General features: G+C 38.4%; 23 protein-coding genes. 19 read left to right on the forward strand and 4 right to left on the reverse strand.

Features of this window, described 5'->3' with window-relative positions; all coding sequences use genetic code 11:
• Window positions 1-238: 238 nt before the first annotated feature.
• The 17 genes from U2718_RS29355 (at window position 239) to U2718_RS29435 (ending at window position 20,069) form a co-directional block, all read left to right on the forward strand.
• A complete protein-coding gene (locus tag U2718_RS29355; RefSeq protein ID WP_342000961.1) occupies window positions 239-982 on the forward strand; it encodes an HpsJ family protein in 744 nt (247 codons plus the stop codon).
• Between the two features lie 6 nt (window positions 983-988).
• The gene (locus tag U2718_RS29360) at window positions 989-2,587 is read left to right on the forward strand and encodes a cyanoexosortase A system-associated protein (protein WP_342000962.1); all 1,599 of its coding nucleotides are present in this window, start codon (window positions 989-991) and stop codon (window positions 2,585-2,587) included.
• A gap of 420 nt (window positions 2,588-3,007) precedes the next feature.
• The gene (locus U2718_RS29365) at window positions 3,008-4,153 is read left to right on the forward strand and encodes a glycosyltransferase (protein WP_342000963.1); all 1,146 of its coding nucleotides are present in this window, start codon (window positions 3,008-3,010) and stop codon (window positions 4,151-4,153) included.
• On the forward strand, window positions 4,150-5,274 hold the full coding sequence (locus tag U2718_RS29370; RefSeq protein ID WP_342000965.1) for a glycosyltransferase family 4 protein: 1,125 nt from the start codon (window positions 4,150-4,152) through the stop codon (window positions 5,272-5,274). The genes U2718_RS29365 and U2718_RS29370 overlap by 4 nt, the downstream gene beginning before the upstream one ends.
• 162 nt (window positions 5,275-5,436) lie before the next feature.
• Window positions 5,437-6,201 carry a choice-of-anchor E domain-containing protein gene (locus tag U2718_RS29375; protein WP_342000966.1) on the forward strand — a complete coding sequence of 255 codons (765 nt, stop codon included), beginning with the start codon at window positions 5,437-5,439 and terminating at the stop codon, window positions 6,199-6,201.
• Between the two features lie 177 nt (window positions 6,202-6,378).
• Window positions 6,379-7,065: a class I SAM-dependent methyltransferase gene (locus U2718_RS29380; protein ID WP_342000968.1), complete on the forward strand. Its 687-nt coding sequence runs from the start codon at window positions 6,379-6,381 to the stop codon at window positions 7,063-7,065.
• Between the two features lie 150 nt (window positions 7,066-7,215).
• On the forward strand, window positions 7,216-7,950 hold the full coding sequence (locus tag U2718_RS29385; protein ID WP_342000970.1) for an FkbM family methyltransferase: 735 nt from the start codon (window positions 7,216-7,218) through the stop codon (window positions 7,948-7,950).
• Window positions 7,951-8,059: 109 nt separating this feature from the next.
• Window positions 8,060-9,427, forward strand: coding sequence for a hypothetical protein (locus U2718_RS29390; RefSeq protein ID WP_342000971.1), 1,368 nt, complete (start codon window positions 8,060-8,062; stop codon window positions 9,425-9,427).
• Window positions 9,428-9,429: 2 nt separating this feature from the next.
• Window positions 9,430-10,560, forward strand: a complete 1,131-nt coding sequence (locus U2718_RS29395) for a glycosyltransferase family 4 protein (RefSeq protein ID WP_342000973.1) — start codon at window positions 9,430-9,432, stop codon at window positions 10,558-10,560.
• A gap of 14 nt (window positions 10,561-10,574) precedes the next feature.
• Window positions 10,575-11,738, forward strand: a complete 1,164-nt coding sequence (locus U2718_RS29400) for a glycosyltransferase family 4 protein (RefSeq protein WP_342000974.1) — start codon at window positions 10,575-10,577, stop codon at window positions 11,736-11,738.
• Between the two features lie 66 nt (window positions 11,739-11,804).
• Window positions 11,805-13,604 (forward strand): hypothetical protein, encoded by a 1,800-nt coding sequence (locus tag U2718_RS29405; protein ID WP_342000976.1) that lies wholly within the window; start codon window positions 11,805-11,807, stop codon window positions 13,602-13,604.
• On the forward strand, window positions 13,553-14,587 hold the full coding sequence (locus tag U2718_RS29410; RefSeq protein ID WP_342000978.1) for a glycosyltransferase: 1,035 nt from the start codon (window positions 13,553-13,555) through the stop codon (window positions 14,585-14,587). Before U2718_RS29405 ends, U2718_RS29410 begins: the two co-directional genes overlap by 52 nt.
• Window positions 14,580-15,281, forward strand: a complete 702-nt coding sequence (locus tag U2718_RS29415; RefSeq protein ID WP_342000981.1) for a class I SAM-dependent methyltransferase — start codon at window positions 14,580-14,582, stop codon at window positions 15,279-15,281. Before U2718_RS29410 ends, U2718_RS29415 begins: the two co-directional genes overlap by 8 nt.
• A 39-nt stretch (window positions 15,282-15,320) precedes the next feature.
• On the forward strand, window positions 15,321-16,457 hold the full coding sequence (locus tag U2718_RS29420) for a glycosyltransferase family 1 protein (RefSeq protein ID WP_342000982.1): 1,137 nt from the start codon (window positions 15,321-15,323) through the stop codon (window positions 16,455-16,457).
• A gap of 195 nt (window positions 16,458-16,652) precedes the next feature.
• Window positions 16,653-17,405: a class I SAM-dependent methyltransferase gene (locus tag U2718_RS29425; RefSeq protein ID WP_342000984.1), complete on the forward strand. Its 753-nt coding sequence runs from the start codon at window positions 16,653-16,655 to the stop codon at window positions 17,403-17,405.
• Window positions 17,402-18,565, forward strand: a complete 1,164-nt coding sequence (locus U2718_RS29430; protein WP_342000986.1) for a glycosyltransferase — start codon at window positions 17,402-17,404, stop codon at window positions 18,563-18,565. The genes U2718_RS29425 and U2718_RS29430 overlap by 4 nt, the downstream gene beginning before the upstream one ends.
• Window positions 18,531-20,069, forward strand: a complete 1,539-nt coding sequence (locus U2718_RS29435; protein ID WP_342000988.1) for a lipopolysaccharide biosynthesis protein — start codon at window positions 18,531-18,533, stop codon at window positions 20,067-20,069. Before U2718_RS29430 ends, U2718_RS29435 begins: the two co-directional genes overlap by 35 nt.
• A gap of 79 nt (window positions 20,070-20,148) precedes the next feature.
• On the opposite strand, the gene U2718_RS29440 is transcribed toward U2718_RS29435, so the two are convergent.
• Entirely contained in the window at window positions 20,149-22,602 is a 2,454-nt protein-coding gene (locus U2718_RS29440) for a hypothetical protein (protein WP_342001301.1), read from the reverse strand.
• Between the two features lie 327 nt (window positions 22,603-22,929).
• Between U2718_RS29440 and bcp the strand changes: the two genes are divergently transcribed.
• Complete coding sequence (gene bcp, locus U2718_RS29445) at window positions 22,930-23,403, forward strand: thioredoxin-dependent thiol peroxidase (RefSeq protein ID WP_342000990.1); 474 nt, start codon at window positions 22,930-22,932, stop codon at window positions 23,401-23,403.
• A 298-nt stretch (window positions 23,404-23,701) separates the two neighbouring features.
• Here bcp and U2718_RS29450 read toward each other — a convergent pair whose 3' ends face one another.
• Together U2718_RS29450 and U2718_RS29455 are read right to left on the reverse strand one after the other, a co-directional pair.
• Window positions 23,702-23,866, reverse strand: a complete 165-nt coding sequence (locus tag U2718_RS29450) for a DUF1778 domain-containing protein (RefSeq protein WP_342000992.1) — start codon at window positions 23,864-23,866, stop codon at window positions 23,702-23,704.
• Window positions 23,863-24,063, reverse strand: coding sequence for a hypothetical protein (locus U2718_RS29455; RefSeq protein WP_342000994.1), 201 nt, complete (start codon window positions 24,061-24,063; stop codon window positions 23,863-23,865). The genes U2718_RS29450 and U2718_RS29455 overlap by 4 nt, the downstream gene beginning before the upstream one ends.
• Before the next feature lie 51 nt (window positions 24,064-24,114).
• On the opposite strand from U2718_RS29455, the gene U2718_RS29460 reads away from it, so the two are divergent.
• Window positions 24,115-24,618, forward strand: a complete 504-nt coding sequence (locus tag U2718_RS29460; protein WP_342000996.1) for a 2TM domain-containing protein — start codon at window positions 24,115-24,117, stop codon at window positions 24,616-24,618.
• A 137-nt stretch (window positions 24,619-24,755) separates the two neighbouring features.
• On the opposite strand, the gene U2718_RS29465 is transcribed toward U2718_RS29460, so the two are convergent.
• A complete protein-coding gene (locus tag U2718_RS29465; protein ID WP_342000998.1) occupies window positions 24,756-25,802 on the reverse strand; it encodes an isochorismatase in 1,047 nt (348 codons plus the stop codon).
• Window positions 25,803-26,129: the final 327 nt, after the last annotated feature.

The raw sequence follows: 26,129 nt of genomic DNA on the forward strand, positions 1-26,129 counted from the left end.
ATATATTAATATACGACATATTCTTGGGTAAGATCTGATTTTCAATTTTGGGTCATGCAGCACTAGATTGTTGCCATGCAGACATATATTGTTGTTACTATCCAAGTGATGTAGAAATTCTGGCTTGCTAGCTTACCAGAGAGCGACTCTATTTATTTTCCTGCATATACCCTGAATATGCGATCGCATTAGAGAAAGTCTAACTCAGGGCAAAAAAGATTAATCTAAACTACGTATAATGAAAACCAAGGAACAAGCAAAAATTTCCAGACAGCCAGTAGAAATCACAGAAATTATAGAACAGCGGGTCTTCACTTTGTTACGTGTGATTGGCTATGCACTTCTAATATTTACATTTATCGACTACTGTGCTGCCTTAATTCCTCTCCGTTTAACAGATCCTAGTTGGGAATTGCAAGTTATTGGAAGATTAGTAGATATAGTTTGGGCACCATTGTTGGGAATGACATTTATATTTTTATACAATCGAAAAACTATAGTTAGTTATCGACAACTCTCAATCTTGCGATTTTTCTCGTGGTCTGCTTTATTTTTAGGAATAGCTTACATCTTAATGTTACCTTTGGTTATTAATAATAGCCTTACACTCTACCGAAACATTAATAATCAATTTACTCTTCAACAGGTACAACAACAAGAACAGCTACAACAATTAACCACCAAAGTTAATACACTAAGCTCTACTCAAGAACTAAATAACTTAGCAAGGATTTTAAATCTACCGAATGAAGCTGTTTCTAATCAATCGTCCAAAGATTTGCAGAACAAACTATCTCAGCAACTTAAGACATTCGCTAACAATGCCTCCAATACTGCTAATATAGCCAGGCAAGAACAGATTAAAAACTTGATCAAAGCTTCTGTAAAGACTAACTTAGGACTTTTCTTATCAGGATTTTGCTTTATTACATTGTGGAAGCTAACCGACTGGGCGCGCGTTATTGATAAAATTTTTGGGTAAGGTATAGTGAAGAAAAATGTTCAGATTAACGAGAGAAATCACCAAGACACACAAAGCTCTCTATTTTCTTTCAAAGATTTACCTAAATCACATCTATTTTACACATTAGGTATATTTTCTACACTTGCAATTCTACATTTAAGTATAGTTAATAGTCATGATGTTGAACGTGAAGAAATAGCTGTATATGGAGTTTATTGGGCAGGAATTTTATTTTTACTATGGCAAAACAGACATCATAAAATTGTTACCGATTGGATTTCCAGTTGCTTGGGTTTAGGGCTACTGTTTCTTGTCATATTTAGACCCTTGTACTTATGGCACTTTGATTTAATTTTATTTCGATTTGGTTCTGTTGTTGCTGGTTTAGGCTTAGGATTGCTATCTTTTGGATTTTCAGGATTAAAGCAACGTTGGCGCTTATTTTTATTGTTATGCTTGATGCTGTTTCCTTTTGGCCACATCAATAATTTTTTTGCTTCCTGGTTGCACTTTAGTGATTTAACTGCAACTATATCTGCCTTTTCTCTCCACTATTTAGGATTGCAAGCTACTGCCCAAGGTGCCTTTGTTATACTACCTACAGGTCAGGTGGAGGTTCTTTATTACTGTACTGGTGGTCTTTTGATTGTATGGTTACTCAGACTCAGCCTCTTGATTATGGTAGTTGTCTTTCCTTTAAGTTGGCAGCAGAGATGGGGATTAGTTATATCTGCTATAGGTACTGGCTTTTTAGTTGGCTGTTTTCGTGTAGCTTTGTTAGCTGTTGTCGTAAATAACCGCAGTATTTTTGATTATTGGCACAGTTATACAGGTGGCTCTATTTTTATAGCAATTGCAACTATTACTTATGCTGCTTTATGCAATTGGATACTGCCATTAGAAAATTTATCCCCCCCGACAAAAGAATACAATCCCACTGCCACAGCGACAGTTACGTCAAAACGGGGCTTTTTTCTTGCTGCTACCTGGGTAGGAATTATATTAACTGCTATCTATTTAATAACCAATAAACGGTTGGTAACTACCTCTCTCCTGCCGGATAAACTTGCTCTAAATAGCTGGCAGCAAGTGACTGTCAAACCTCTGATTGAGCAACAAAAAGATAATCAAGACACTATAAAGTCTATTGTAATGCTATCTGGCAAGGATTATAGCTATCTGAAAAACACTCAACAGTTAAAGCTGCAAATGCGCTATGTCGTTAATACTAGAGGCGAGCCAAATCCTTTTTTGGAGATGCTAAGTGAAAACTTAATTAAAAATAGCCATCAACAATTTAAATATATCAAAGGAGTTGGCTTCTATACACTCTATCATGACAGCAAACAAGCTTATCTCACAGCTTGTATTAATCCTCGTGGAGGTAGTACTGTTACTTCGGTTCAATTTATGCAAAATAGATACAAATATGATTTAGTCTGGAATCGCATATTACCTTGGGTTTTAGGAAAGGAAGTGCTTAGAGATGACCGTTGTATATGGGCGCAGTTATCTCTTCCTTTGAATGGGGTATCAGCTTCTAATATTTACCTAGTTTTGGAAGCTGTCTGGAACAAGAACTATACTGCATGGCAATCCCTATTGATAGATAAAATAGATTAGAGTGCAATAATAAGTTTTTTAGTTTTCAATATAAATATTTGTAAAAAGCTATTTGTAAATAATATATATTCTTAAGATTATTTATTTTATTTGATATAAAATTTTTGTCTATGTTGTGTATGACAAAGTACTTTTATCTCTAGATTTTTATTTAAAAAACAAAATTAAGCTTGTATTAATTACGTATATTTACTGTTGTATGAAATATAAAAAGTAAACAAAATAAACTTGTTTGCTTTAGAGAGAAAAAGCAAATAGCTTGTTAACTATATTTTAAACCTAATCATTCTTATTCAAAGCTTGAGGCTGATTTTTCACATCTACAAAAAACAGCTAAATTACCTTTATTTATAGATGTCAACAACACTCAATTACCGGATAATTCATTTGTCTAAATATTATCCTCCAGACAGAGGAGGTATGGAGACACACGTTCAAACTCTGGCTCGTTCTCAAGCTGCTTTGGGTGCAAAAGTTAGTGTAATTTGTGTGAATGGTTTTAATGAAAAAGGGCATTTATCTACTAAAACAAATACCGTTTGTGACATAGATGGTGATGTTAGCGTGACCCGCCTCGGTCGCCTTTTTTCATTAGCCCGATTTGATATATGTTTTGGACTGTGTCAAGAACTTCGTAGATTAGCTAACGAACCAAAAACTATATTCCATCTTCATACTCCTAATCCAACAATGCTGATGGCTTTAACAATATTGGATAGGACTATACCTTTAGTAATTACACACCACAGTGACGTCATTAAGCAAAAAATTTTAAAGTATGCATTGCGACCCTTTGAATATTTAGTTTACAGCCGAAGTTCGCAAGTCTTAACAACTAGCTTGCAGTATATTCAAGGCTCAAAATTTTTGCGGTTTTATCATCATAAATTAAGTGATCTTCCACTTGGTTTAAATCTTGCAATATACAGTAACCCTAATCAAAAAGCACTTGATTTTAGTCATAGCCTGAAGAATAAATATGGAGAAATAATCTGGTTAGCAGTAGGTAGACTTGTTTATTACAAAGCATTGCATATATCAATTGAAGCCCTAACTTTGGTGCCAGGGAAATTGGTTGTAATTGGTGTTGGCCCTTTGGAAACACAACTAAAGACTTTAGCGCAGAAACTAGGAGTAGAAGACCGCATTGTTTGGTTAGGTCGTGTGAATGAAGACGAACTGGTAGGAGCTTATCATGCTGCAACTGCTCTTTGGTTTCCTTCTAACTTACGCAGTGAGGGATTTGGGTTAGTTCAGGTAGAAGCGATGGCAAGTGGTTGTCCTGTCATTAATGCCAACATTCTCTGTAGTGGTGTCCCTTGGGTGAGCCGAGATGAAAAGGAAGGTTTGACTGTACCAATTAACGATCCATTTGCTCTAGCTAGGGCAGCGAAGCGTCTTCTTTCGGAACCTAATCTGCGCGAGCGACTGGTAATAGCAAGTCAAAAACGAGCTGAGTATTTCAACCATACAAATATGGCTCAAAGAAGTTTTGAATTCTATGACAAAGTTATAAGTCAAGGATGGGACTATACTGCAATACCAAAAGCAGTAGATTTACTATGAAACTTCTACATATCTCTGCCGGAAATCTGTTCGGTGGAATTGAGACTTTGCTGCTGACTTTAGCAAAGGAGCAAAGTTTATGCACACAAATGCAGCCTCACTTTGCCTTGTGTTTTGAAGGTAGATTAGTGAATGAGCTGCGAAGCTTGGGCGCTACAGTACACATACTAGGTCATGTAAGAGTAAGCCATCCTTGGACGGTGTGGAGAGCGAGGTTGCAACTCCAGCAACTCTTAAGGCAAGAGCAATTTGATGTAGTGATTTGTCATGCATGCTGGCCGCAAGCGATTTTTGGTTCAACAGTCAGAGCAAATCATATACCATTGGTATTTTGGTGTCATGACGTGCTGAATGGGAAGCATCCTTTAGAACAATTGGCGAAGTTGGTGGTGCCAGATTTGGTAATTGCTAATAGTCGTTACACCCAAGCTACTGTATCAAAGCTCTATCAAAGCTACAATGAGACTCTTTATTTACCTGTAGTTTGTCCTGATATTGGCAATCATACCTTGATTCGCCATGATGTCAGAATTGAACTAGATACTCCTGATGATGCGATCGCTATTATCCAGGCATCTCGTCTAGAGCGGTGGAAGGGACAAAATGTGTTACTTGCAGCTTTGGGGCAATTACGCGAAGTACCAAATTGGATATGTTGGCTGGCTGGAGGAGTGCAACGTCCTCATGAGTCAGAGTACTTACAAGAACTAGAAATGCAAGCGCAACATCTGGGTATTCATGAGCGAGTACGCTTTTTGGGGCAAAGAGCTGATGTGCCACGCTTGTTGGTTGCTGCTGATATATACTGTCAACCTAATATAGGAGCAGAACCATTTGGAATAGCTTTTGTAGAGGCTCTTTATGCAGGCTTGCCAGTCATTACAACTGCTATAGGGGGAGGAGCAGAAATTGTTAATGATTCCTGCGGACGGTTGGTTACACCTAATGATATTAATGCCTTAAGTGAGGTTTTAAGTAAATTGATTGTTAGTCCTCATGAAAGAAAATATTTAGCAGACGCTGGAAAATCACGAGCGGCTTATCTTTGTAATCCTGAAAGGCAACTGAATCAGCTTTACAATCTGCTTTCTCAAGTTGTTAAACAAAAGGCTGTAGCATGATTTGATAAAAATCTGCATTGGAAACCGCGTTTCCTGAGAGCTAATTATGACAAGTTAACCGAATTGATTAGAAACACTTAAAAAGGGATAGCAAGCCTTACATAAGGTTAGGAAAAAAACTAGCTTTTTTGTTCTTTTGTTCTAACTAACAGTGAAAAAATTATGACACTGAAGCAACGTGCAAAAAACATAACTTATGTAGCTGGATTAGCCGCTTCGATTTCTGTAGGTTCTTTGTTTGTAGCTCCAAAAGCTAATGCATTGACTTTTTTCACTCAAACTGCTTCGTTCAGTAACCAAGTGACTGAACTTGCTGGAACTCCTGTATTAACACTAGACAAGTATAATCCACAACCAGGAGAAATAGTAACTGATGTCAAATTTACTATAACTGCTACTTTAAGCAGTAGTGGTACAGTTACAAATACAGCTGCAAATCCTCAGACTTTTACTGTTAGTGTCATACCCAGTCAATTTGACTTGACTCCAAGTGCAAATGCTCCTATCGCACTACAAACTTATTCTCCTCTGGCTTCTTTTACTCGGATAGGAAGAACGACTTACAATAATATGGCTCCAAACACACCTACACCGTTTGGTCCATTCACAATCAATAATAACGCTAGTCCGATTATAGTGACTTTTAGTCAACCAACAGACATCGCAGGTTTTTTAGGAACAGGGACTTTTTCTTTTGAGCCTTTTACGGAAATATTCACTGGTGTTAGTGGTGGTGGTGGTAACGTTGCGACCAATATTACAACACTTGCTTCAGCAAGCATCACAGTAGAATACAATGGCACTTCTAACCCTCCCACTGTTCCCTTTGAGTTTTCCTCTAATCTAGGTATTGGTTCCTTTGTTGGCATCATGTTTGGACTATCTTGGTGGAAACGCAAGTGTCAGATTCAAAAGACTAAAAGTTAGGGTATGTGGACAAACTATAGGCAAAACAAGATAGCTACACTCATTAATATTAGACTTGTCCAACAATAGGATATCAAGACTTGTGTGATGGCGCTTTGAGCATTACTGAATACAAGCATGATTTAGTTGGGTAGGGAAACAGCACGATATTTGAAGTACTAGAGTAACAAGCAAATAATGACGCAAACACAAATAAATGTTGAAAACAGAGCGCGGCAAAGCCTTGGCAGTAGTAGCGATCCTATCTACCAAATGGTGGCTAGAACAGTAGCGCAGAGACATCCTGGTGGTGTGTTGGTAGATGTTGGTTGTGGTAGAGGTAAGCTTTGGTCGTTTGTACGCGATCGCTTTGACCGTTATATTGGTGTAGATGCTGTACGCTACCCTGACTTTCCACCACAACTAGAATTTATCCCCTTTAACTTCGATATTGGCAAAGCACCTTTGCCAGAGAGTTTCGCTGATGTTGTCTGTGCGGTTGAAACTATTGAACACCTAGAAAACCCACGGGCTTTTGTGCGAGAACTGGTTCGGTTAACCAAGCCTGGAGGATTGGTAATTGTCACCACACCCAATCAATTAAGCTTGTTAAGCAAGTTAACCTTTATTTTGAAAAATCAGTTCAATGCATTTCAAGAAGCACCTGGGCTTTATCCGGCACATATAACAGCTTTGCTGGAGATTGATATTTTCCGTATTTTTACGGAGTGTAAAATTACTGAGATTCAAATACAATACAGCAACTATGGACGTATGCCCTTTACACCGTGGCATTGGTCAGAAAATCTAGGTTTTCGTGGACGTGCATTTAGCGACAATATTCTTTGTGTAGGAAAACCTAAAACTTTATCTCAGGAGACTTGATAAAATTTTAAGGAATTAAAATAAATTAGGTAGCGTATGAAATGGGAATACAGTATTAAAATTCAACTACTGAGAATTTTTCTATTTATTTTCTCAAGACCATCTTTATTTATTTTTTTTTATGGATTGAACAAAATCTGTTTAAATGCAATGAATAGAATCGCCGCTTCTCAACTAGCTCCTGATTGTACTGGCGAAAAAATAGCATTCAAATTTGCACTGAAGACGTTAAATAATAATACGAATTTGATTATTTTTGATGTAGGTGGAAATTATGGTCATTATTCAGACATGATTAAAAAGGTATGTGATTCTGCAAAAAAAAACTTTGATTTATATATTTTTGAACCATCTGCAACTTGTTTTTCTTATTTATTAGAAAACAATAAATATTTCAAAAATATTAAACTTCATAAATTAGCTATTTCAGAAGAGAATAATTGTTCTAGATTATATTCGCCTTGGAGAGGTTCTCCTGGAGCCAGCCTTGTTGAACTTGAATATTTGAATATAATGATGGCAGACTTAGAAGATTCTCCACCGCATGAAATAGTAAATACTATTAAATTGGATGACTTTTGTCAGCAAAATAAGATTGAGGAAGTTGATTTTTTAAAACTTGATATTGAAGGGTTTGAATTTTTAGCACTCAAAGGTGCTTATCAAATGATTGTAAACAAAAAAATTAAATTTATACAAATAGAGATTGGTGCAGCCTCAATTACTACTAAATCTATGTTGTTTGATATATGGAAAATGTTAAGCTATTTATATGATTTTTATCTCATTTTGAATCAAGGTTTGATTGAAATAAAAGAGTATAAGCTAGATTTAGAATGCTTCTATGGAGCTTCTAACTTTCTTCTAAAATTGAAGAGTAATTGAGTATAGTAATCTTAATTGATCAAGAACATGGACTAACTTTAACTAAACTTGGAGTAAATTTTAAATTTTATATTTAGGAATTATTAAAAAAGTTTGTTAGGTAGATTCAGTGATCACAAAAGCAAGTCAGCAATTACCAAATTCTTCTATATGGACAAAATTAAACTGGACATGGGGCCACACCTTTATCCTGCTACAGTTCAGCTTGCAGATATTTCTGTTGTTTCCTCAAATTAGTATTTTTCGTATACCAATACGAATTGCATCTTTTACCCTGGGTTTGTTTTTATTAGTACGGTTGAAACCAGAAGGATGTAAACATCCAGCCACTAACCCAGCATTAATAGTGCTGGTAATTGTGCTTTTGCAATTTTGTTTACACCCCCATATTAATTCTATAGCGGCAGGGGCTGCTCAATGGGCCATGTATCTTGCCATTCTTAGCCCCCTCTTTTGGGTGAGAAATTTAAAAATTACACCTCATAGTTTTCAGAGCTTAATTTTTCTGATTTGGGGCATTCATACCTTAAGTGCTGGCTTTGGAGTACTACAGATGTACTTTCCAACAATATTTCAACTACCTCTGTCCACAGTGATTCAAAGTAGTATCTTTCAAAGGCAGGGATTATTAATTGCTTTAGCTAATGGTAAACAGGTTTACAGACCGATGGGTTTAACTGATATGCCAGGAGGAGCAGCAACAGCAGGTTTTTATGCTCTTTTGTTTAGTGTGGCGATCGCACTCAAATACAAAAATCCAATTTTACGAATTGCTTGTATGGGTAGTGCTGGTGTTGGTCTGTTTTGTATCTATCTATCTCAAGTGCGTTCTATTTTGGTTTTGGCTGCTATTTCTATGGTTTTTTTCGCAGCCGTGTTGCTCAGAACAGGACAAATCACCCGTCTGATCGCGATGGCTTCGGGTGTGACAGCCTTGTTTGCAGCAACATTTTCTTGGGCGATCGCCGTTGGGGGACAGTCTACACTAAAACGTATATATAGTTTGTTTGCTGCGTCTCCTAAGGAAATTTACCAGCAACACCGAGGTCAATTTTTACAAGATACTTTTGAAAGGCTGTTGCCTCAATATCCTTTGGGGGCAGGGCTGGGGCGTTGGGGAATGATAAATAACTATTTTGGCGATAACACTGACTTAGTGTCCCAACCGATTTGGGTAGAGATTCAGTGGACTGGATGGCTACTTGATGGAGGATTACCGCTGATATTTGCATATATAGCTGCACTTTACTTAGCATGCCAAACTGCTTGGAGAATTGCTATCAATCGCAAATTGGGTGACTTTGCTCTTTGGGGTGGGTTGATTTTTGCTTACGACATTGGAGCAGTAGCGACTACATTTAACTATCCTCTATTTATAAGTCAGAGCGGCATGGAATTTTGGTTACTAAATACTGCACTGTTTGTGGCTGCTAGCAATAGCAGGATAGTAGATAATAAACTTTCAACAACTGTTTAGCTATGAAGTCTTATCTGCTGGTAACAGGTGATTTTGTTAAGACTGGTGGGATGGACAGAGCTAATTATGCTTTGGCTGATTACCTAGCAAAACAAGGGCAACAGGTACATCTAGTAGCCCACCGAGTGGCAAATGAGTTGTTAGCTTATCCCAATGTTAAATTTCATCGTGTACCAAAGGTAGCTAATTCTTATCTACTCAGCAGTCCCTTACTTGACTGGATAGGTCGTCTTCAAGCACAGCGCGTTGCTGCCAATGGTAGTAGAGTATTGGTTAATGGTGGTAATTGCCAGTGGGGAGATGTTAACTGGGTACACTATGTTCATGCAGCTTACCACCCTAATAATCAAGCTGGCTTATTAAGTCAGTGTAAGGGAGCTGTTTCCCATCAAATGTTTTTAGATGCAGAACGAAAGGCATGCCAATCTGCGCGAGTAATTATTGTCAATTCAAATAGCACGAAACGAGATTTGATTAAGAAACTGAAAATTCCTGAAGATAAATTGCACGTAGTCTATTATGGAATCGATCCACAAATCTTTTATCCAGTTACACAACAAGAGCGGACTGCACTTCGCCAGCAACTAGGATGGGCAGATGACAAACCAATTGTAGTTTTTATTGGTGCTTTAGGCGATCGCCGTAAAGGATTCGATACACTATTTGCAGCTTGGCAACAGTTATGTGCCTCTTCAGAATGGGATGCAGATTTGATAGTGATTGGAGTTGGAGCAGAACTAGAAGAATGGCAACGTCGCGCTGTAGTTGCTGGTATCAATTCCCGCATTCATTTTTTGGGATTCCGCTCTGATGTTCCTCGTTTGTTACAGGCTGCTGATTGCTTGGTTGCTCCCACTCGTTATGAAGCCTATGGTTTGGGAGTATATGAAGCCTTATGTTGTGGTCTACCAAGTATAGTTAGTGCTAGGGCTGGCGTAGCAGAACGCTATCCACCACAACTACAAGATTTGTTAACTCCCAATCCTGAAGATGCGATTGATTTAGCAGCACGACTTCAAAAGTGGTCGTGCAATAAACACCATTACAGCAATTTAGTATCTTCTTTTTCGCAAAAATTACGAGATTATAGTTGGGATGACATGGCAAGAAAAATTTTAAACAAGATTGAATAAATATTTTTAAGTAAATGAAATCTCTGCGAGTTCTATTAGTAATAAATTCACCACCTCTACCTTTTGGCAACGCTGATGCTAGGTGGTACTATGTTTTACTTAAAGGATTAGTTAACAAAGGTCATCATGTCACTGCATTTACAGCTTGTAGCAAATTAGAAGATATCGCCAAAACTCAAGCTCTTTTTCCAGCATCAGATTACGACTTGCGCTGCTATCCCATTCCCAACCGAAACAAAGGACTGATAGCAAAGATGGAAACCCTAAAACGACCTTACTCCTATATCTTCAGTCCAGATCTGTGCCAAGATTTAGCATCAGAACTTGCCAAACCTTACGACATCCTTCATCTCGAACAGCTCTGGAGTGGTTGGCTAGGACTTGAACATAAGGAACGGGCGGTAGTGAATGTTCATTACCTATTTTCTTTAGACCGCAGCTTTGAGTATAACAATTCTCTCGAAACTCGCTTTAGACGGTTTTTCACTTATCAAGCAGAACAAAAATTACTGAAAGCTTTTCCCAGGATTATTACATTGTCGGAGCGTTTAGCCAAACATATTAATCAAATCAATCCTCAAGCTTCTATCTATACAGTTCCATTAGGTATAGATTTCTCACTTTATCCATTTCTAGAACAAAAGCAAATAAACCAACAACCAATATTAGGACTCATTGGTGGATTTAACTGGTCACCAACTTATTCTGCGGCTGAAAGACTTTTGACTAGGCTATGGCCAGAAATCAAACGTCGTGTTCCTAATGCCAGACTGCAAATTGTTGGCAGGGCTGCTAAAGATGCCCTTGCAGACTTTGAGCATACCAAGGACTTGGAAATTTATCAGGATGTACCTGATACCTTGCCCTACTTCGCTAAGACAGATGTCATGCTGTATGCACCTGTTGCAGGTAGTGGTATGAAAGTCAAAGTTATGGAGGCTTTCGCTTTAGGTACACCAGTTGTAACTACATCTGATGGTGTTGAAGGTATCCCAGCTTTAGACGGCGTTCATGCTGGTATTTGCGAAGATGACCAAGGTTTAATTGAACGGACTGTTGAATTATTGAATAATTCATCGTTGCAACAGAAAAGAAGGGTACAAGCTAGAAAATTATTAGAAAACTATTGTAGTCCCCAAGTAACAATAGAACAAATTGAAAGAGTTTATAGTTATTAGCTTTACTGTTTCTAAGATTAGAACTTTTGTAGATGAATGTTATTGCCGTGATTTTGTGATTTTAAGATGCTATTTACACATAAAAGTTACCAAACTCCTGAAAAATCTATTATTAATATATGGAAAAAACAAGATATATTTGCAATAGTTTTCTGTTGTATAGTTGGGATAATTTTGTCAATATTGCCCCATTTGGTGGTCTTCTTTAAACTCGGTACTTTTGAATACTTAGCAGATGGAGATGATGTACTCTATCTTGCTATAACAAAAGCTCCCTACTATGGAGAATGGCTATTACGAGATCCTTTCACTAGACCTTCTGATTCTATACCCACGCTTTATTCTTGGCTTCAGTTTGTGCCGATCGCTAAATTAGCAAGTTGGCTAGGAGTTCCTTTAATTCTTGTTCCTATAGTCTGGCGTATTCTAGGTGGTGCATTTTTTAGCTTATCACTTTACATTTTATTTAGATTACTATTTCAGAATACTAAACGCTCAACTTTTTGGGCATTTATATGTACAATAATTTGCCTGTGTGATGGAGGATTTATAGGTCGTTCCTTCTTAGAAAACTTTATTAATGTCAAGAGTGTAATTCATAATGGTGTTTTACCTAACGCGATTGGAAACGCGGTACTGCCACAATATCGAATTGTGACACCTCTCCTCAATCTGCCATTTTTATTATTACTTTCTTGCCTATTTCTACCTGTTGTTCGTCGGAATTGGCAAACAGCACTAGTTGGTGGAATCCTTCTGGGTAGCTGCATACACTTATATTTTTTTTACTGGACGGCAGCATTTATTGGCCTGACACTTTATGGACTTATATATTTATTTTTAGGATGGCGAGGGATTATCTCAAGAGAGAGGTGTTTCCATGAATTATGGTTTGTGGGGCTAATTTTGCTAGGTGGTCTCATCATTGGTCTTCCCCAAATCACTTCAAATTCAGTTATTTTCTCAAAGCCTGAATTTAAACCTATTTTAGAACGAATGAGTCGAGGCGCAAAGCTATTATTGGATGATCCTTTCCGAAGAAACTACATTGTGAATATTTGGACATGGATGCATTTAATAGTAGGTGCAATTGCCATTTTTTACTTTCGTCACTTTAGTTTAGTCATTATTTCGCTGATGACATTTTCAAGTTATCTTTTGCTGAATAGTGCAATCGTGACGGGCTTAGAATTTGAAAATTACCACTGGAGCTACGTTAATAGACCATTTGGAGAAATACTACTTTTAGGCTCATTGGTACTAATATTTCAAGAAAAAAAGATTTTAGATAAAGTTATTAAATTTATAGTAATAGCTATACTTATAACTGGTGTTTGGGGAAGAACTTATGAAGCTCTTCATGCCACAGAACCTGTTCAATATACTAAGACTCTAGAAGAACTGAAACCTTTACGTTCTTCACTTTCACAAATTGATAAAAATTCAATTATTGCTGGTTCCTTTGAAGCAAATGTAGCTTCTTTGTTTACTAAGGGAGGGCAACTTTTTCAATTTAATCAAACTTCTCATAGTTCTGTGATTTCTGATACTACAGTACTAGAGCGTCATGCTCTCAATGCATGGCTCCTTGGCTATACGCTCAATGAATATAAAAACATAGATATTGAGCAGAATTTTACAGTAGGTCATGCATACTTAAAGCCTATAAAATGGCAACCAGAGTCTATAAGAAAAGTACGCATAGATATCTTTGAATCTATTCTTTCAGGAAAAAGACAGGAGGAACTTTTAACAAAATATTCACCTAATTATCTGCTGTTAAGTTCTGAAAATAAACCAGTCAGAGGGGGTAAATGGATAATAGTTTCCAGTTCAAAAAAATGGGTTTTGTGGACAAAAATATGATTCCTTATCTTCATTCTGTTGTGATTTTAATTCCAGTTTTTAATGATTGGGAAAGCCTTTTTATACTGTTGAAAAATCTTGATGATTTTTTATCGAAGCTGGATATCAAAGTATCTGTCGTGATCGTAGATGATGCATCTACAGTGGTATCTGTTAGTTCTTGGTTTACTAATGGATGGAAATGTATAGATAGTTTGCTGGTAGTTGAGCTGAAGCGAAATTTAGGAAGCCAAAGAGCGATCGCGATAGGTTTAGCATACATAGAGGCAAATATCAGTTGTGATGCTGTAGTTGTTATGGATGGGGATGGAGAAGATAAACCAGAGGATGTTTCTAGACTGATTGAGAAATGCTGTGAAGAGAAGCTAAAGAAAGTTGTATTTGCCTACAGACGGAAGCGTTCAGAAAGTCAGCAGTTTAAAATTTTCTACTTGATTTATAAAAAAGTTTTTCAACTACTGACAGGTAGGCAAATTCGCTTTGGAAACTTTAGTATTGTTCCTCGACGTAGTTTGAATCGTTTGGTTGCAGTGGCAGAAATATGGAATCACTATGCTTCCGGAGTCATTAGATCGCGTTTACAGTATTCAGAAATAGTAACTGATCGAGGCGAGCGCATTACTGGTGAGTCAAAGATGAATTTTACTGCTCTTGTTACTCACGGGTTAAGTTCTCTTTCTGTATATAGCGACGTCATCGGAACTAGATTACTACTTTTCTCTTTAATATTAATTTTAGTTGGATTTATTTTAGTCACAATTGTTATTAGTATAAAGCTATTTACAAATTTGGCTATTCCAGGTTGGTCAACATTTACTATTGGTTTACTCTGTCTTTTCATTTTACAAACTATGACAATTTCTTTATTGTTAATGTTTATTGTTTTAGGTTCTAGAAGTTTGTATACTACATTGCCTTGCAGAGACTATCAAAGCTATATTATTCAGTCTTACAATCTTTATTCAGAGGTTTCTCATGTCTAATAAATATATTGGAACTGAATTAGAAATATTTGCATATGCTACTAATTGGAAAAACTACTATGCTTCAATTATTCATCCTTACTTAAGCGGTAGAGTACTTGAAGTAGGTGCAGGAATGGGAATGACAACCAAAGTTTTATGTCAAGCAAACTATCAGAAATGGATTTGCTTAGAACCCGATCCATTACTATTAGCAAAAATACAAGAATTAATTGATAACAATCAGCTTCCTCGCTTTTGCGAAGCCAAAGTAGGCACACTTTCTGAATTAAATGAAGTCTCGCTAGATACAATCATTTATATTGATGTACTTGAGCATATAGAAAATGATTACAATGAGTTGAAGAACTCATTACAAAGTCTCAATCATGGGGGAAAGCTAGTTATTATTTCACCTGCACATCAGTGGCTTTATTCGCCATTTGATAAAAACATTGGCCACTATAGACGATACACGAAAAGAAGTTTAACCTCTATTGTACCCAAAGGTTTCAAATGTATTAAATTGAGCTATATCGATTCTGTGGGAATGTTAGCATCAATAGCAAATAAAATATTATTAAAAAGTGCAGTTCCCTCATTGAAACAAATTTTATTTTGGGATAGAGTTCTTGTCCCTATTTCTAAAATGCTTGATCCATTATTATTTTTCTCCACTGGAAAGTCAGTAATAGGTATCTGGGAAAAGATTTAATATCTATTCACTATATATTAGATTTAGTAACTATTAAGAATGATGAAAGTTGCTTTTAATGCTCGACTTTTAAGCTCTCCCACTCTCAGAGGATGGAATCGTTATACTATCAATCTGTTAACAGAATTATCTTCATTGGGTATTGAGCTTTTTCTATACTCCGATCAACCTTTACATGAAACTCATTTGGCAAAATTACCAAAAGATAGTTATCAAGTACGCATTGCTCCCTCTATGCGCTATATTTATTGGGAACAAAATTGGTTACCAAAACAGTGTGAAAAAGACAGAGTGGATATATTACATTGTCCAATGAACTTTGGTCTTCCTTGGTCAAGTCCTTGTCCGCGTATACTAACTTTACATGATGCGATAGACCAAGTTTACTATTCCCAAGATATACCTTGGTATCAACAGTTAAGTTTGGATCATATGCAGACAAAAATATATCATTGGGTTGCTAGAACTAGGGCAGAGCATATTATTACTGTTAGTAATTACTCGAAACTAGATATTAGCCGATTTTTGCATATTCCCGAAGATAAAATTACAGTTATTTACGAAGCTGCTGATGCAAGTTTTCATAAGCAGGTAACCCAAGAACAAAGGTTGTTAATTCGTAGTAAATATTGCTTGAATCGTCCTTATATTTTCTATGTTGGTGGTTGGGACAAGCGTAAGAATATTCCTTTTTTAGTTAAAGCCTTTGCAGAGGCAAATTTAGATGGTGTGGATTTAGTGCTTGCTGGCGGTAAAGATGAGCAACGTAATTTACTAATGCAATTAGGAGAATCACTAGAAATTTTAGAACATCTACATTTGTTAGGCTGGGTGGATGATGCAGATCTGCCAGCACTTTATACTGAGGCTCTTTGTTTTGTGTATCCTAGCGAATACGAAGGATTTGGTTTGCAACTTTGTGAAGCAATGGCGGTTGGGTGTCCAGTTTTGGCAGCAAGAGCAACTTGCTTGCCAGAGGTTTTAGGTGGTGGAGGTGAAACTTTTGCTCTAGATGATTATAGTGATTTAACAAAGTTACTCATTCAAGTATGGACTGATATAAAGTTTAGGGAAAACTTAAGCGATCGCGCTCAACTAAAATCACAGTTTTATTTATGGTCTAATAATGCTGTCGCTACTCAGAATGTTTATTTATCATTAAAATCATCTTTTTGAGGAATGATAGAGAGCAAAAATATGAAGATTATTATTTATGGAATTACTTATATTTGAAATACTTGGAAAAAACAGTATTGACGAAAGTGCAATTAGAAAGACAATTATCATTAAAAATTCAAACAGTTACCACAGAGATTAACTGATTGCTGATTTCATACAACATAATGTAAGTAATGTAAAACATAGAAAAATATGCTACAGACACTTCAATCTTGGCAAGAAATTCAAAAGAGTCGAGAACAACTTCAAGAAAGAGGGCTAGATTTTACAGATCCTCTGAAAACTCGTTTTTGGCGCTTTCTATTTGATCTGCGGTTTCGTTATCAACTACTACCACCACAACCAGATTTAACTAAGAGTTGGGATGTAGCTAAAGCAGTTGAAGTAATTACATCTACAGTTCCTAATCAGCTAGCTCCTATTCTCGATATGGGCTGTTTTAATTCGGAAATTCTTTATGTACTTCATGCTTTAGGTTATAAATCTCTACATGGATGCGACCTTAATCCTATCTGTCATTGGATGTTCTTTTGGCATCAAATTCGCTACTGCATAGCTGATTTGACTCAAACAAGCTATCCTAATCACTATTTCGCTGCTATCACTTGTTTGTCAGTCATAGAGCATGGAGTACCACTAGACAATCTGGTTAAAGAGGTTCGTCGTATTTTACGACCTGGCGGTTTATTTATCTTAACGACAGATTATGATGCAACTGGAAAGGAACATAAGATCCCTGAGGATTTCCAAATATTTGGCTTGAATTGGACAATATTTAATCAAGTAACTTTGCAGGAGCTAATTCAGAAGTTTATAGATGTGGGTTTCCAGCTTTTAGAACCAGATAGAGTAATGAATACTCATACTGAATGCCCAATTACCTGGCATGGGGAAAACTATAGCTTTGTAATGGTAGCTTTGAAAGCACCTGAGACTAAAGTATGAGAAAACCTAAATTACTAATGGTTAGTGGCAGTAGTCCACCAATTATTTGTGGTATCGGTGACTATACGGCAAATTTGCTACACACTTTACGCCACCTTCGTCCAGATTGGAATTGGAGTTGGCTGAGTAGGCGATCGCGCTGGTTCAATAACCCGATATCCTCTCATTACGGATTGGGTATGATTCGCCCTACGCATACATGGAATTCTTTTGGCATAGAATCGACAACAGCTATTATTCGTTGGTTAAAACCAGATTTAATTCATATCCAAGACCAAATTCACTCTTATTTTGAAACTGACGCTGCTGTGCAAATAGCAAAAGCTGCCAAATGCCCTGTGGTAGTCACATTACATGAATTTCATCATGAATTGCCTAGTGTGCAACACACTATTCAACTAGTGAAAGCAGCTAATATCATTACTGCTAATGATGCACGGACAAGCGATCGCTGTCGAGAATACACTGGACGGATTCCTGATTTGCAAGGATGGAGTCCAGCTAATATTCTACCAGAACCAGAAACGGTTGTAAAACCGATTGCAGGGTTAGTTACAACTTTTGGGTTGATTTCTCCTATTAAGCAACTTCCCATAGTATTTGAAGCATTACAATTTTTGCGCCAGCAAGGTTTAAATTTGCGTTGGCGAATTATTGGGCCATTTCATCCAGAAACTGATTCTTATCATTCTGAACTAGCAGAGCGCTTTAACGTATCATGGGTAGAGTTTACTGGAGAGTTCGACAACATAAATGATCAGACTTTGCGAACTTTTCTAGCACAAACAGATATTATGATTTTACCTTTTGCAGATGGTGCATCTCCTCGGCGTACTTCATTGCAAGCCGCTTGGGCTTTTGGTCTACCTGTAATTACGACTTTGCCATCCGCGAAAGAGCCAGAAATCCAAAACGGCGTAAATTGTTTACTAGTAGAGGAATCTACTCCGCAAGCATGGGGCGCAGCGATTAAAAGTGTACTTCAAAATCGCGAACTCAGGGAGCAGCTTTCTATTGGTAGCCATTCACTAGCTAAACATTTTAGTTGGGAACGATTGGCAAATTTACACCTAGAAATTTTCCAAAATTTACTCAATGAAGAATCGGTAGTAGAGTGCAATAAAAGTGAAAAGTCATCGAACTGGACGATCAGTAATTAACTTTGCCAGTGGACTTCTATTACAGATCATCTCATTGAGCATAGGTTTAGTTAGCACACCTCTGTTACTGTATTGGCTAGGTGATGATCGCTATGGGGGGTTTCGCGCCGCGAGCGATTGGGGAAATTATCTCAATCTCTTAGAACTAGGTATTGGTGGTTCACTAATGGCACTGTTAGCCAAAGCAGTTGGAATTGGCGATCGCCAACAAATCCGCCTCACGCTAGCAACAGGAATCAAAGCTTACCTGAGCATTATGGCTGTCATGATAGTAGTGGCAGTTGGATTAGGCTGTTTTATCACCAATTTAGTGCCAGTTAAAGGAATTTTAGTAGATGAACTGCAAAAGGGCTACTGGTTAGGATTGCTACCTATCTTTTTGCTACCCTTAACCCCCTTTCGCCTCTTTGCAGATGCTAGCCAACGCAGTTATTTTGCTAATCTCTTTATGATGTTTCAAAGCCTGCTAATGACAACTGTGGCACTAATATTAGCACGGGCAGGATTTGGCATCACTGGACAATATATAGCCACGGTGTTGGGTACTATTTCCTTTCAACTTGTCATGTGCTGGGATGGGCTTCGTCGCTATCCAGACGTTTTTACAGCATTGACAGACCGCAAGTCTCAAATTCCGATTGAAAAACAACTCTGGCAACTTAACTGGCCAACATTGGCTATAAATCTTTCAGGTCAATTGAGCTTGTTCACTGATAATATTATCATCTCCTACAGCTTAACTCCGGCAACCGTTGTGCCGTTTTTTGTTACTCAACGTCTGGCAATGCTGGCGCAATCACAAATACAAGGCATTGGTAATGCTACTTGGGCTGCTCTTGCCGATCTCCATGCTAAAGGAGAGCGAGAAAAGTTCAATTCCCGTCTAATTGAATTGACGAAGTTGGTAGCAGTAATAGGATTAGCTTTGATGATAGCGATCGCTGCTTATAACCCTTACTTTATTAATTTATGGGTTGGACAAGACCGCTTCGGTGGCGACGGAGTTACCTTACTCGCTGTTTGTAATGGTTTTCTGTTAGGACTTTTGTCCCTCTGGGCATGGTGTTTTTGTGGGACTGGAATGCAGGCTATTGTGGTGTTACCTGCTACGCTAGGATCTGTAATCAATTTCATAGTCAGTATTATAAGTACACAGTTTTTAGGTATTGTCGGGCCTCTGCTGGGTACTTTTGTTGCATTTATAACTATTAGCTTATGGCAGCTACCATTACTACTGCGAAAGGTTTTTGGCACATCTTTGAGACAGCTTTTCTTTGCAGTGGCTAAACCCGTGATAGTTGGCATACCTTATGGTTTAGCAGTTTGGTGGATTGCCAGAAGCCACACTCCTTGGGGATGGTTTGGTTTAGCTGCTGAAATGGCTGTGTCTGCAATACTTTACCTTGTGATGGCATGGTTGCTAGTACTGAATGAAAGTGAGCGTAGCCAGTGGAATAGCCGCTTAGGTATGCTATTTTCAGCCATTCGCCTCAGGATCGGTTGAATAGTTACTGTAGTTAAATAGGAGCAAAAAATTGAGAGAGGCGATCGCGCTTTTGATGTCAACAGCAATACTGAAATATTTACAAACAATCTTTTAGTAAATCACTCATAAGATGTTCACGATCATCAAACTCAAGCGAAACTTCATACCTAGTTAATGGAAAAGGTTCCAAAAATGTACCTTTGTCCCAACTCTCTAGTTGCCACCAAAGAGTTTGTACAGCTACCTGCTTACCATCAACTACGTCAAAAGTAATTTCACCGAGATTATTTAATCCGACAATTTCTTTACCGTGTCCCTTTTTACCACGATAATCACGATAATTTTTAGCCATTGCTAAATACTGCTCTAAATATTGCTCGCGCTCTTCTCCAGGTAAGGGAGCAGATATATATTGAGGTTTGATGTAATCCGAATTTCGTGGTTCACAAACTTGTTCATATTTTCCTAATATAAAATCAATTCGATACCACCACTCAGGTTTTTGAGTAATTTCTAATAATCTATGCCAACTGCGTGCTTGAACTAAATCTATTTTGGCGGGTGTACCCTTAATTTTCCAAGGAATGCGTTGAAATATCTCATCAGCCAAAAAATCTATGACACCAATTTCTAGTTCCTTTTGTTCTTGATTGTTCCATCCTAAAATTTCTGCTGTTGGCAAATGTTTAATTGCTTGAATTGGGAAAAAACCTTTTTTATGTAATGAATGACTACCACCAGTTCCACTCACTTCATTTTTGAAGGAACTACTAGTAAATTGAACAACAATCATTTCAGTATTACTATTATGTGAAGATTGAAAAGGATGTGTTGCTGCATATTGCAGGCGAGCTGCAAAACCATAATGTACATCACCAGATAAAACAATTACACGTCCTTTGTTTGCCGACGAAGTTCTTAATGCTAGAGCAGCAAGTAATCTTTCAAAAGCAGTTGCTTCTAAACCCCAAGCTTCTGGATCAAAACCCCAAGCCGCAGAGCCAATTGTTTCAGCAAAAGTTTTGGCAGCTTTTTGTATTGTCTCCAACAAAGGCACACCAATGATAGGCCCTGGTGAAATTACCAAAGTCACCTCTGCATCCTTGGGAGGAATCACCGCTGATATTTGCTGATTGCATCCTTCCTCACTCAAAAGTCCGGGAAAATCGAATTCTTTGCCTGGAAATGCCCGCCAAGTACGAGTATCGAGTATTAAAACTTCATAACCTGGCCCTGTTACAGTATAGTGCCAATTTAAAGAATCTTGATGATGGGATACTTGCCTGGGATTACTATTGCGAATATTGGCAGGCAATGGTAAACCAATCAGCCGAGTGATCTCATCCTCGGATTCTGGGCTTTGTCCTTGTGAAGTTGCCCATGTTTGTGCAGCTTGCAGTAATGCTGCTCCTGGTTTACCTTGTTCAAACTCATCTGGTGTATTTCCCCAAGCTTGGCAGATAGCATAAGCTAGTAAACCATTTTGCAGAACTCGCCTACCAAGAGGTTTACTGAGAACGCGATCGCACCAAGCCATGTTTAGATACCAATCATCGGTAATTTCGTGGTCGTCAAATATCATGTAAGTGGGAACATTAGCTAAAGCACGTCTAATTTTTTTGAGCGTTTCCCGAAAATTTTGTAAATGTTTCAGTTCTTTTTTAAATTCAGCTTCACCGCTTGCAAATTGTGATGAATTAGGATGCACATCTGCAAAAGTTGGTAAATCTTCTAATTTCGGCCATAACACATCACACCAGGCAAATAAATACATGACACAGAATTCGCCAAATGTGAATAAATGGCTTTTAGCAATATTAGAAATTCTGTTTATTTTATTAATACTAGCTGTTAAACCAGCCACATAAGTTGCTAAATAATTACGCTTGCCAGGATTTAATAGTTCGGGATTTGTGACAACTGGCAGTATTTCTAGCCATCCCAAAAGTGTTTGGCTGCCATCCATTAACATGAATAGTAAAGCATCCGCCACATCATCTGTATAAATTTGATCGCCTGTCAGAAAAAGTTGATGTGGTCGTTTTCTCGGATCTTTTGCTAAAGCTTCTCGAATCATTTTATCCACAGTAGCTAGCGCATCTGTGCTTTCGCCATGTGGCTTGCGACAAGAACCGTGAATAAGGCGTAAATCTTTTAAATTCTTTGGTACAAGTGCAAAACTAGGCAATTCATATCCAGGATAGGTAATATCTGCAATCGAACCTTCTAGATTTAAAACTCCTGGCTGAGTTAGTGTTTCTCCAGGAGCAAAAGCTAAATTATACAGATAATTTTCACCATATAAAAGTACGGCACGGGAAGATTTGGCAGTAACAGCAACAATATGTAAATTAACTCCAAGTTGCGTTGTCTTCTTTCTACCTGTAATTAATACTTTTTTATGAGTATCGAAAATAACTAAAGTAACAGTGCGACTTTCTTTTAAAGCAATCCAGACAGTAACGGCATTAGGTTCGGTACGTCGTAAAATAGGCCCTGCAAGAACAAGTGGTATTTGGTTAATTCGTTCTCTTAACGGTGTCCAACCCATACCACTTGTGCCATCCAATAGTACATTTCGAGTATATTTGTTCGGCGAGTGATGTCAACTTCTACAGCATAATTCTTTTTCGTGCCAATTTCTATCGCTTTGACAACATAACTTAGATTACCCTCTCTCTTCTTTGCTTACCTTTGTGTCCTACCCTTACGGGAAGCCGTACCTACGGAAGCCGCTAGCTAACGCAACGCCTGACGGCGAACGCGTCTACCGCGTCTAACGCGTCTTTGCGGTTTTTTTCGCTTGCCCTCGGTTTTCACATCCTACCAGGCAAGTGATACTATTTCTTTGCTGAACTGAAGTTAGACGCTCAAAAATATGCCTAAATTAGGAGAAAAAGCACCCGATTTCACTGCACCCGATCAGAATGGGAACTTAGTTAGTCTTGGTGATTTCCAATCAAATTGGCTTGTCCTCTACTTTTATCCCAAAGATGACACTCCAGGTTGTACAACTGAAGCCAAAGAATTTACTGATTTTTCTCTAAAGTTCAGCACCTTGGGAGCCACAATTGTCGGCGTCAGCCCCGATTCGGAAAAATCCCATTGTAAATTTATCGACAAACACAACCTGTCGATCCAGCTATTAAGCGATCCAGAACACCAAGTATGTGAAGCTTACGGTATATGGCAGTTAAAGAAATTTATGGGCAAGGAATACATGGGTGTAGTGCGATCGACCTTTTTGATTGCTCCTGATGGTAAATTAGCTTATGCTTGGTCGAATGTGAAAGTTAAAGGTCACGTTCAGGCTGTGCTCGCTAAATTGCAGGAATTACTCAATAATGCCTAAAGCACTTTTGCATCTGTAATCGTTACTATCAGCGTCATCGCAGCAACAGGTGAAGGGATAAAACCGCATTTTAACTAAAATTGTTTTTCTTGTTCTGAAATAGCGTGAACAAGAATGGCTCTGATGCCAGCAATTTTAGCTGCTTGCAATGTGGTAAGCGCCACTAGCTTCATTCTTGAGCGCACGTTTCCTCAAGTAATCATTAATTCAGAACTGCTAGAATCAAAATCTTCTAGTTGATGATCTGGTTTTATAGGTTGAGGTGGTTGCATTATTTGATTCTGCTCGTTAACCACCTTTAATCCCACGGTGCTTTTGTCGTCAGCAATTTACGGATATTTTCATTAGCAGAGGGTGGTGCATCAAGGAGTTCTAAAAATTGTTGGAATTTATCATTATCTAGTCTAAATAGCCGCCGATATAATAAAACCGCTTCGGCTTCTCGGCAAGCTGTCTCTATCATAAAATGGAGCGGCTCTTACCAAGAGCACCTGCCGCACTGTCGATTAAATTACGTTGCGCCTGGTGTACCCGAATATTAATTGTGACATCACGGTTTCGATTAGTTGGCTGTGGCGATCGCAAATTGCTTCCAGCCCAAGGAAGATTTGCTAGCCTAATAATAATAGAATCGCATGAGGCGCGATCGCACAGGTACATGATATCTGCTAGGCAGCAAAACTTTATTCAAGTAACTAAAGAGACAGAACTATGACGGCATTTGATGCTAAATCCACCCCTTCCTATAGCCAAGAAGATGTACAGCAAATTCTCAAGCTGGCGATCGCTCATCAATCTAAGGATCAAGAAAAAGAATTTTCTTACGAACAACTGTTGGAAATTGCTGCGGAACTAGACATTTCCCCAGAAACGCTTAAACTAGCAGAACGCGATTGGCAAGTGGCTCAGGGAGAAATTCTACAGCGACAAGCTTTTAACACTTACCGTACAGAAAGATTCAAAAAGCGTTTTGGCAAGTTTAGCATTGTCAACGGTGTTTTGCTGCTTGTAGATTTAGTTGGTGGTGGTGGTCTTTCTTGGTCACTGTATATTTTACTATTCTGGGGACTGGGTATAGGTCTTGATGCTTGGAATACTTTCCAAATTAAAGGAGAAGAGTACGAAATAGCTTTCCAAAAGTGGTATCGTAAGCATCAACTCAAACAAACCTTCAATAGAGTTGTGAATAAGTTTCTAAACGCGTGGCAGAGTTAGTGTTTGCTAGTCAAAGGCAGAGGGTAGAAGGAAGAGGAGGGGGAGAGTGGGAGAGGGGGAGAGTGGGAGAAGACGTGACTCACGATCCTTCCCCCTGTCCCCGTGTCTTTGCGTCCTCGTGTCCTCTTCCCAGCACCCTAAATATTGATACCTACCCAAGATGCAATTGGCTCCGTAGACTTCACTAAATGCATTCCTGCATCAGCGAAACGTTGAAAAGCAGCATTGGCTTGGTCAGTAAAATCTAATACACCTGGCACCACCACTGGAGAAGTGCAATCCTCTAAAAGGTAAACTTTCTGGGCTAGTTTAGGATCTTGTGCTTGAATTTCCGTCAGCAAATCATCTATCGTCCAAGCGACACAGTGGCTCTTTGCCTGTCCAGCGATAATCACCGCGTCAAATTCCAGTAATTTTTGAATAAAGCGGGTATTTTTCTCGGCAATGGGACGAGCGTTTATATCCTCTAACACCTCTGGACGCAGTACGGAGTAATTTTCAGTGAGCGGATTACCGCCTTTAATCTCAAAATTGGTTTGACTGTGGCGAGCGATCGCATGAAAGAAACAGGCTTCTTCAACTGCTGACACCAAAGCGTGACCAATGCCGCCCAGCATAGAATGATAAGGCCAAATAGTGAGTGGGTACTTGCCATCTTTACTCAAGCGTTGGGCGTAATGCAAAGCATAAGATTGCAATCCCATGTAGTCACCTTCAGCAATACTATAGGCTATTGCTGGATTCACCTGCCATTTGCTCTGCTGTACATCAGCAAAGGAAATCATCGTCATGGGTGCGGGATGCTCTCCAACATCGTTCACCCAAAAAATAGGGTGAAAAATCTGCATAGCCGTGTGAGTATCCATTGTCGGCGCAATTTCCGTGATTACATTTAAATTGCGATAAATGAATTCACATAACCGCACGTTGTCATCTACCGCACCCATGCCAGAGCGTCCACCGACAAATAGCTCAAAATCGGGAATACAAAAGGTATTTTGGACATCGATCGCCATTAGAAAGATACGAGTTTTATCCTCAGCAGCAGGTTGGAGTTGGTGCTGCTTTGCCCAATCTTTTGCTTGTGCTGCTCTTTGTTGGTAAGGAACACGCCATACTTCACTAACACGGCGGGCATCGAAATGACTGGGAATGGGAAGTTGGGTAATAGTTTGAGCACTCATAGATATATCTGTAAGATCTCTAGTATGCAAAGATTGTTAACAAAATAATGCTTGCTAAAGTAGCTTTGAAGTTTGACTCGACTTTAACTAAATTAAGCAGCACAGGCAAGTTACAGCAAATTTCATTCATTTGAACCACATTTTTTTTCGGGGAGCCAGCGCGTTGCGGAGAGAAGCGCCGTGCGGGGGTTCCCCCCGTTGAGGCGACTTCGGAGGGTTCCCCCCGTTGAAGCGACTGGCGTCAAGTGGCGTCAACTGGCGTGCGGGTTTAGCAGATATCCTTTCGTTTTGATACTAAGTTGCAATTTGGAGGTAGTATTTCTCCCT

The organism is Chlorogloeopsis sp. ULAP02 (assembly GCF_038404745.2).
In the GTDB taxonomy this organism is placed as follows: domain Bacteria; phylum Cyanobacteriota; class Cyanobacteriia; order Cyanobacteriales; family Nostocaceae; genus Chlorogloeopsis.

Bases quoted from the DNA above. Each gene is read 5' to 3' on its own strand.
- U2718_RS29440 (WP_342001301.1), bottom strand. From the start codon at position 22,602: ATGGGTTGGACACCGTTAAGAGAACGAATTAACCAAATACCACTTGTT.
- U2718_RS29460 (WP_342000996.1), top strand. From the start codon at position 24,115: ATGACGGCATTTGATGCTAAATCCACCCCTTCCTATAGCCAAGAAGAT.
- U2718_RS29385 (WP_342000970.1), top strand. From the start codon at position 7,216: ATGAATAGAATCGCCGCTTCTCAACTAGCTCCTGATTGTACTGGCGAA.
- U2718_RS29415 (WP_342000981.1), top strand. From the start codon at position 14,580: ATGTCTAATAAATATATTGGAACTGAATTAGAAATATTTGCATATGCT.
- U2718_RS29425 (WP_342000984.1), top strand. From the start codon at position 16,653: ATGCTACAGACACTTCAATCTTGGCAAGAAATTCAAAAGAGTCGAGAA.
- U2718_RS29375 (WP_342000966.1), top strand. From the start codon at position 5,437: ATGACACTGAAGCAACGTGCAAAAAACATAACTTATGTAGCTGGATTA.
- U2718_RS29380 (WP_342000968.1), top strand. From the start codon at position 6,379: ATGACGCAAACACAAATAAATGTTGAAAACAGAGCGCGGCAAAGCCTT.
- U2718_RS29465 (WP_342000998.1), bottom strand. From the start codon at position 25,802: ATGAGTGCTCAAACTATTACCCAACTTCCCATTCCCAGTCATTTCGAT.
- U2718_RS29370 (WP_342000965.1), top strand. From the start codon at position 4,150: ATGAAACTTCTACATATCTCTGCCGGAAATCTGTTCGGTGGAATTGAG.
- U2718_RS29450 (WP_342000992.1), bottom strand. From the start codon at position 23,866: ATGATAGAGACAGCTTGCCGAGAAGCCGAAGCGGTTTTATTATATCGG.
- U2718_RS29410 (WP_342000978.1), top strand. From the start codon at position 13,553: ATGGATAATAGTTTCCAGTTCAAAAAAATGGGTTTTGTGGACAAAAAT.
- U2718_RS29405 (WP_342000976.1), top strand. From the start codon at position 11,805: ATGCTATTTACACATAAAAGTTACCAAACTCCTGAAAAATCTATTATT.
- U2718_RS29400 (WP_342000974.1), top strand. From the start codon at position 10,575: ATGAAATCTCTGCGAGTTCTATTAGTAATAAATTCACCACCTCTACCT.
- U2718_RS29430 (WP_342000986.1), top strand. From the start codon at position 17,402: ATGAGAAAACCTAAATTACTAATGGTTAGTGGCAGTAGTCCACCAATT.
- U2718_RS29455 (WP_342000994.1), bottom strand. From the start codon at position 24,063: ATGTACCTGTGCGATCGCGCCTCATGCGATTCTATTATTATTAGGCTA.
- bcp (WP_342000990.1), top strand. From the start codon at position 22,930: ATGCCTAAATTAGGAGAAAAAGCACCCGATTTCACTGCACCCGATCAG.
- U2718_RS29355 (WP_342000961.1), top strand. From the start codon at position 239: ATGAAAACCAAGGAACAAGCAAAAATTTCCAGACAGCCAGTAGAAATC.
- U2718_RS29395 (WP_342000973.1), top strand. From the start codon at position 9,430: ATGAAGTCTTATCTGCTGGTAACAGGTGATTTTGTTAAGACTGGTGGG.
- U2718_RS29420 (WP_342000982.1), top strand. From the start codon at position 15,321: ATGATGAAAGTTGCTTTTAATGCTCGACTTTTAAGCTCTCCCACTCTC.
- U2718_RS29365 (WP_342000963.1), top strand. From the start codon at position 3,008: ATGGAGACACACGTTCAAACTCTGGCTCGTTCTCAAGCTGCTTTGGGT.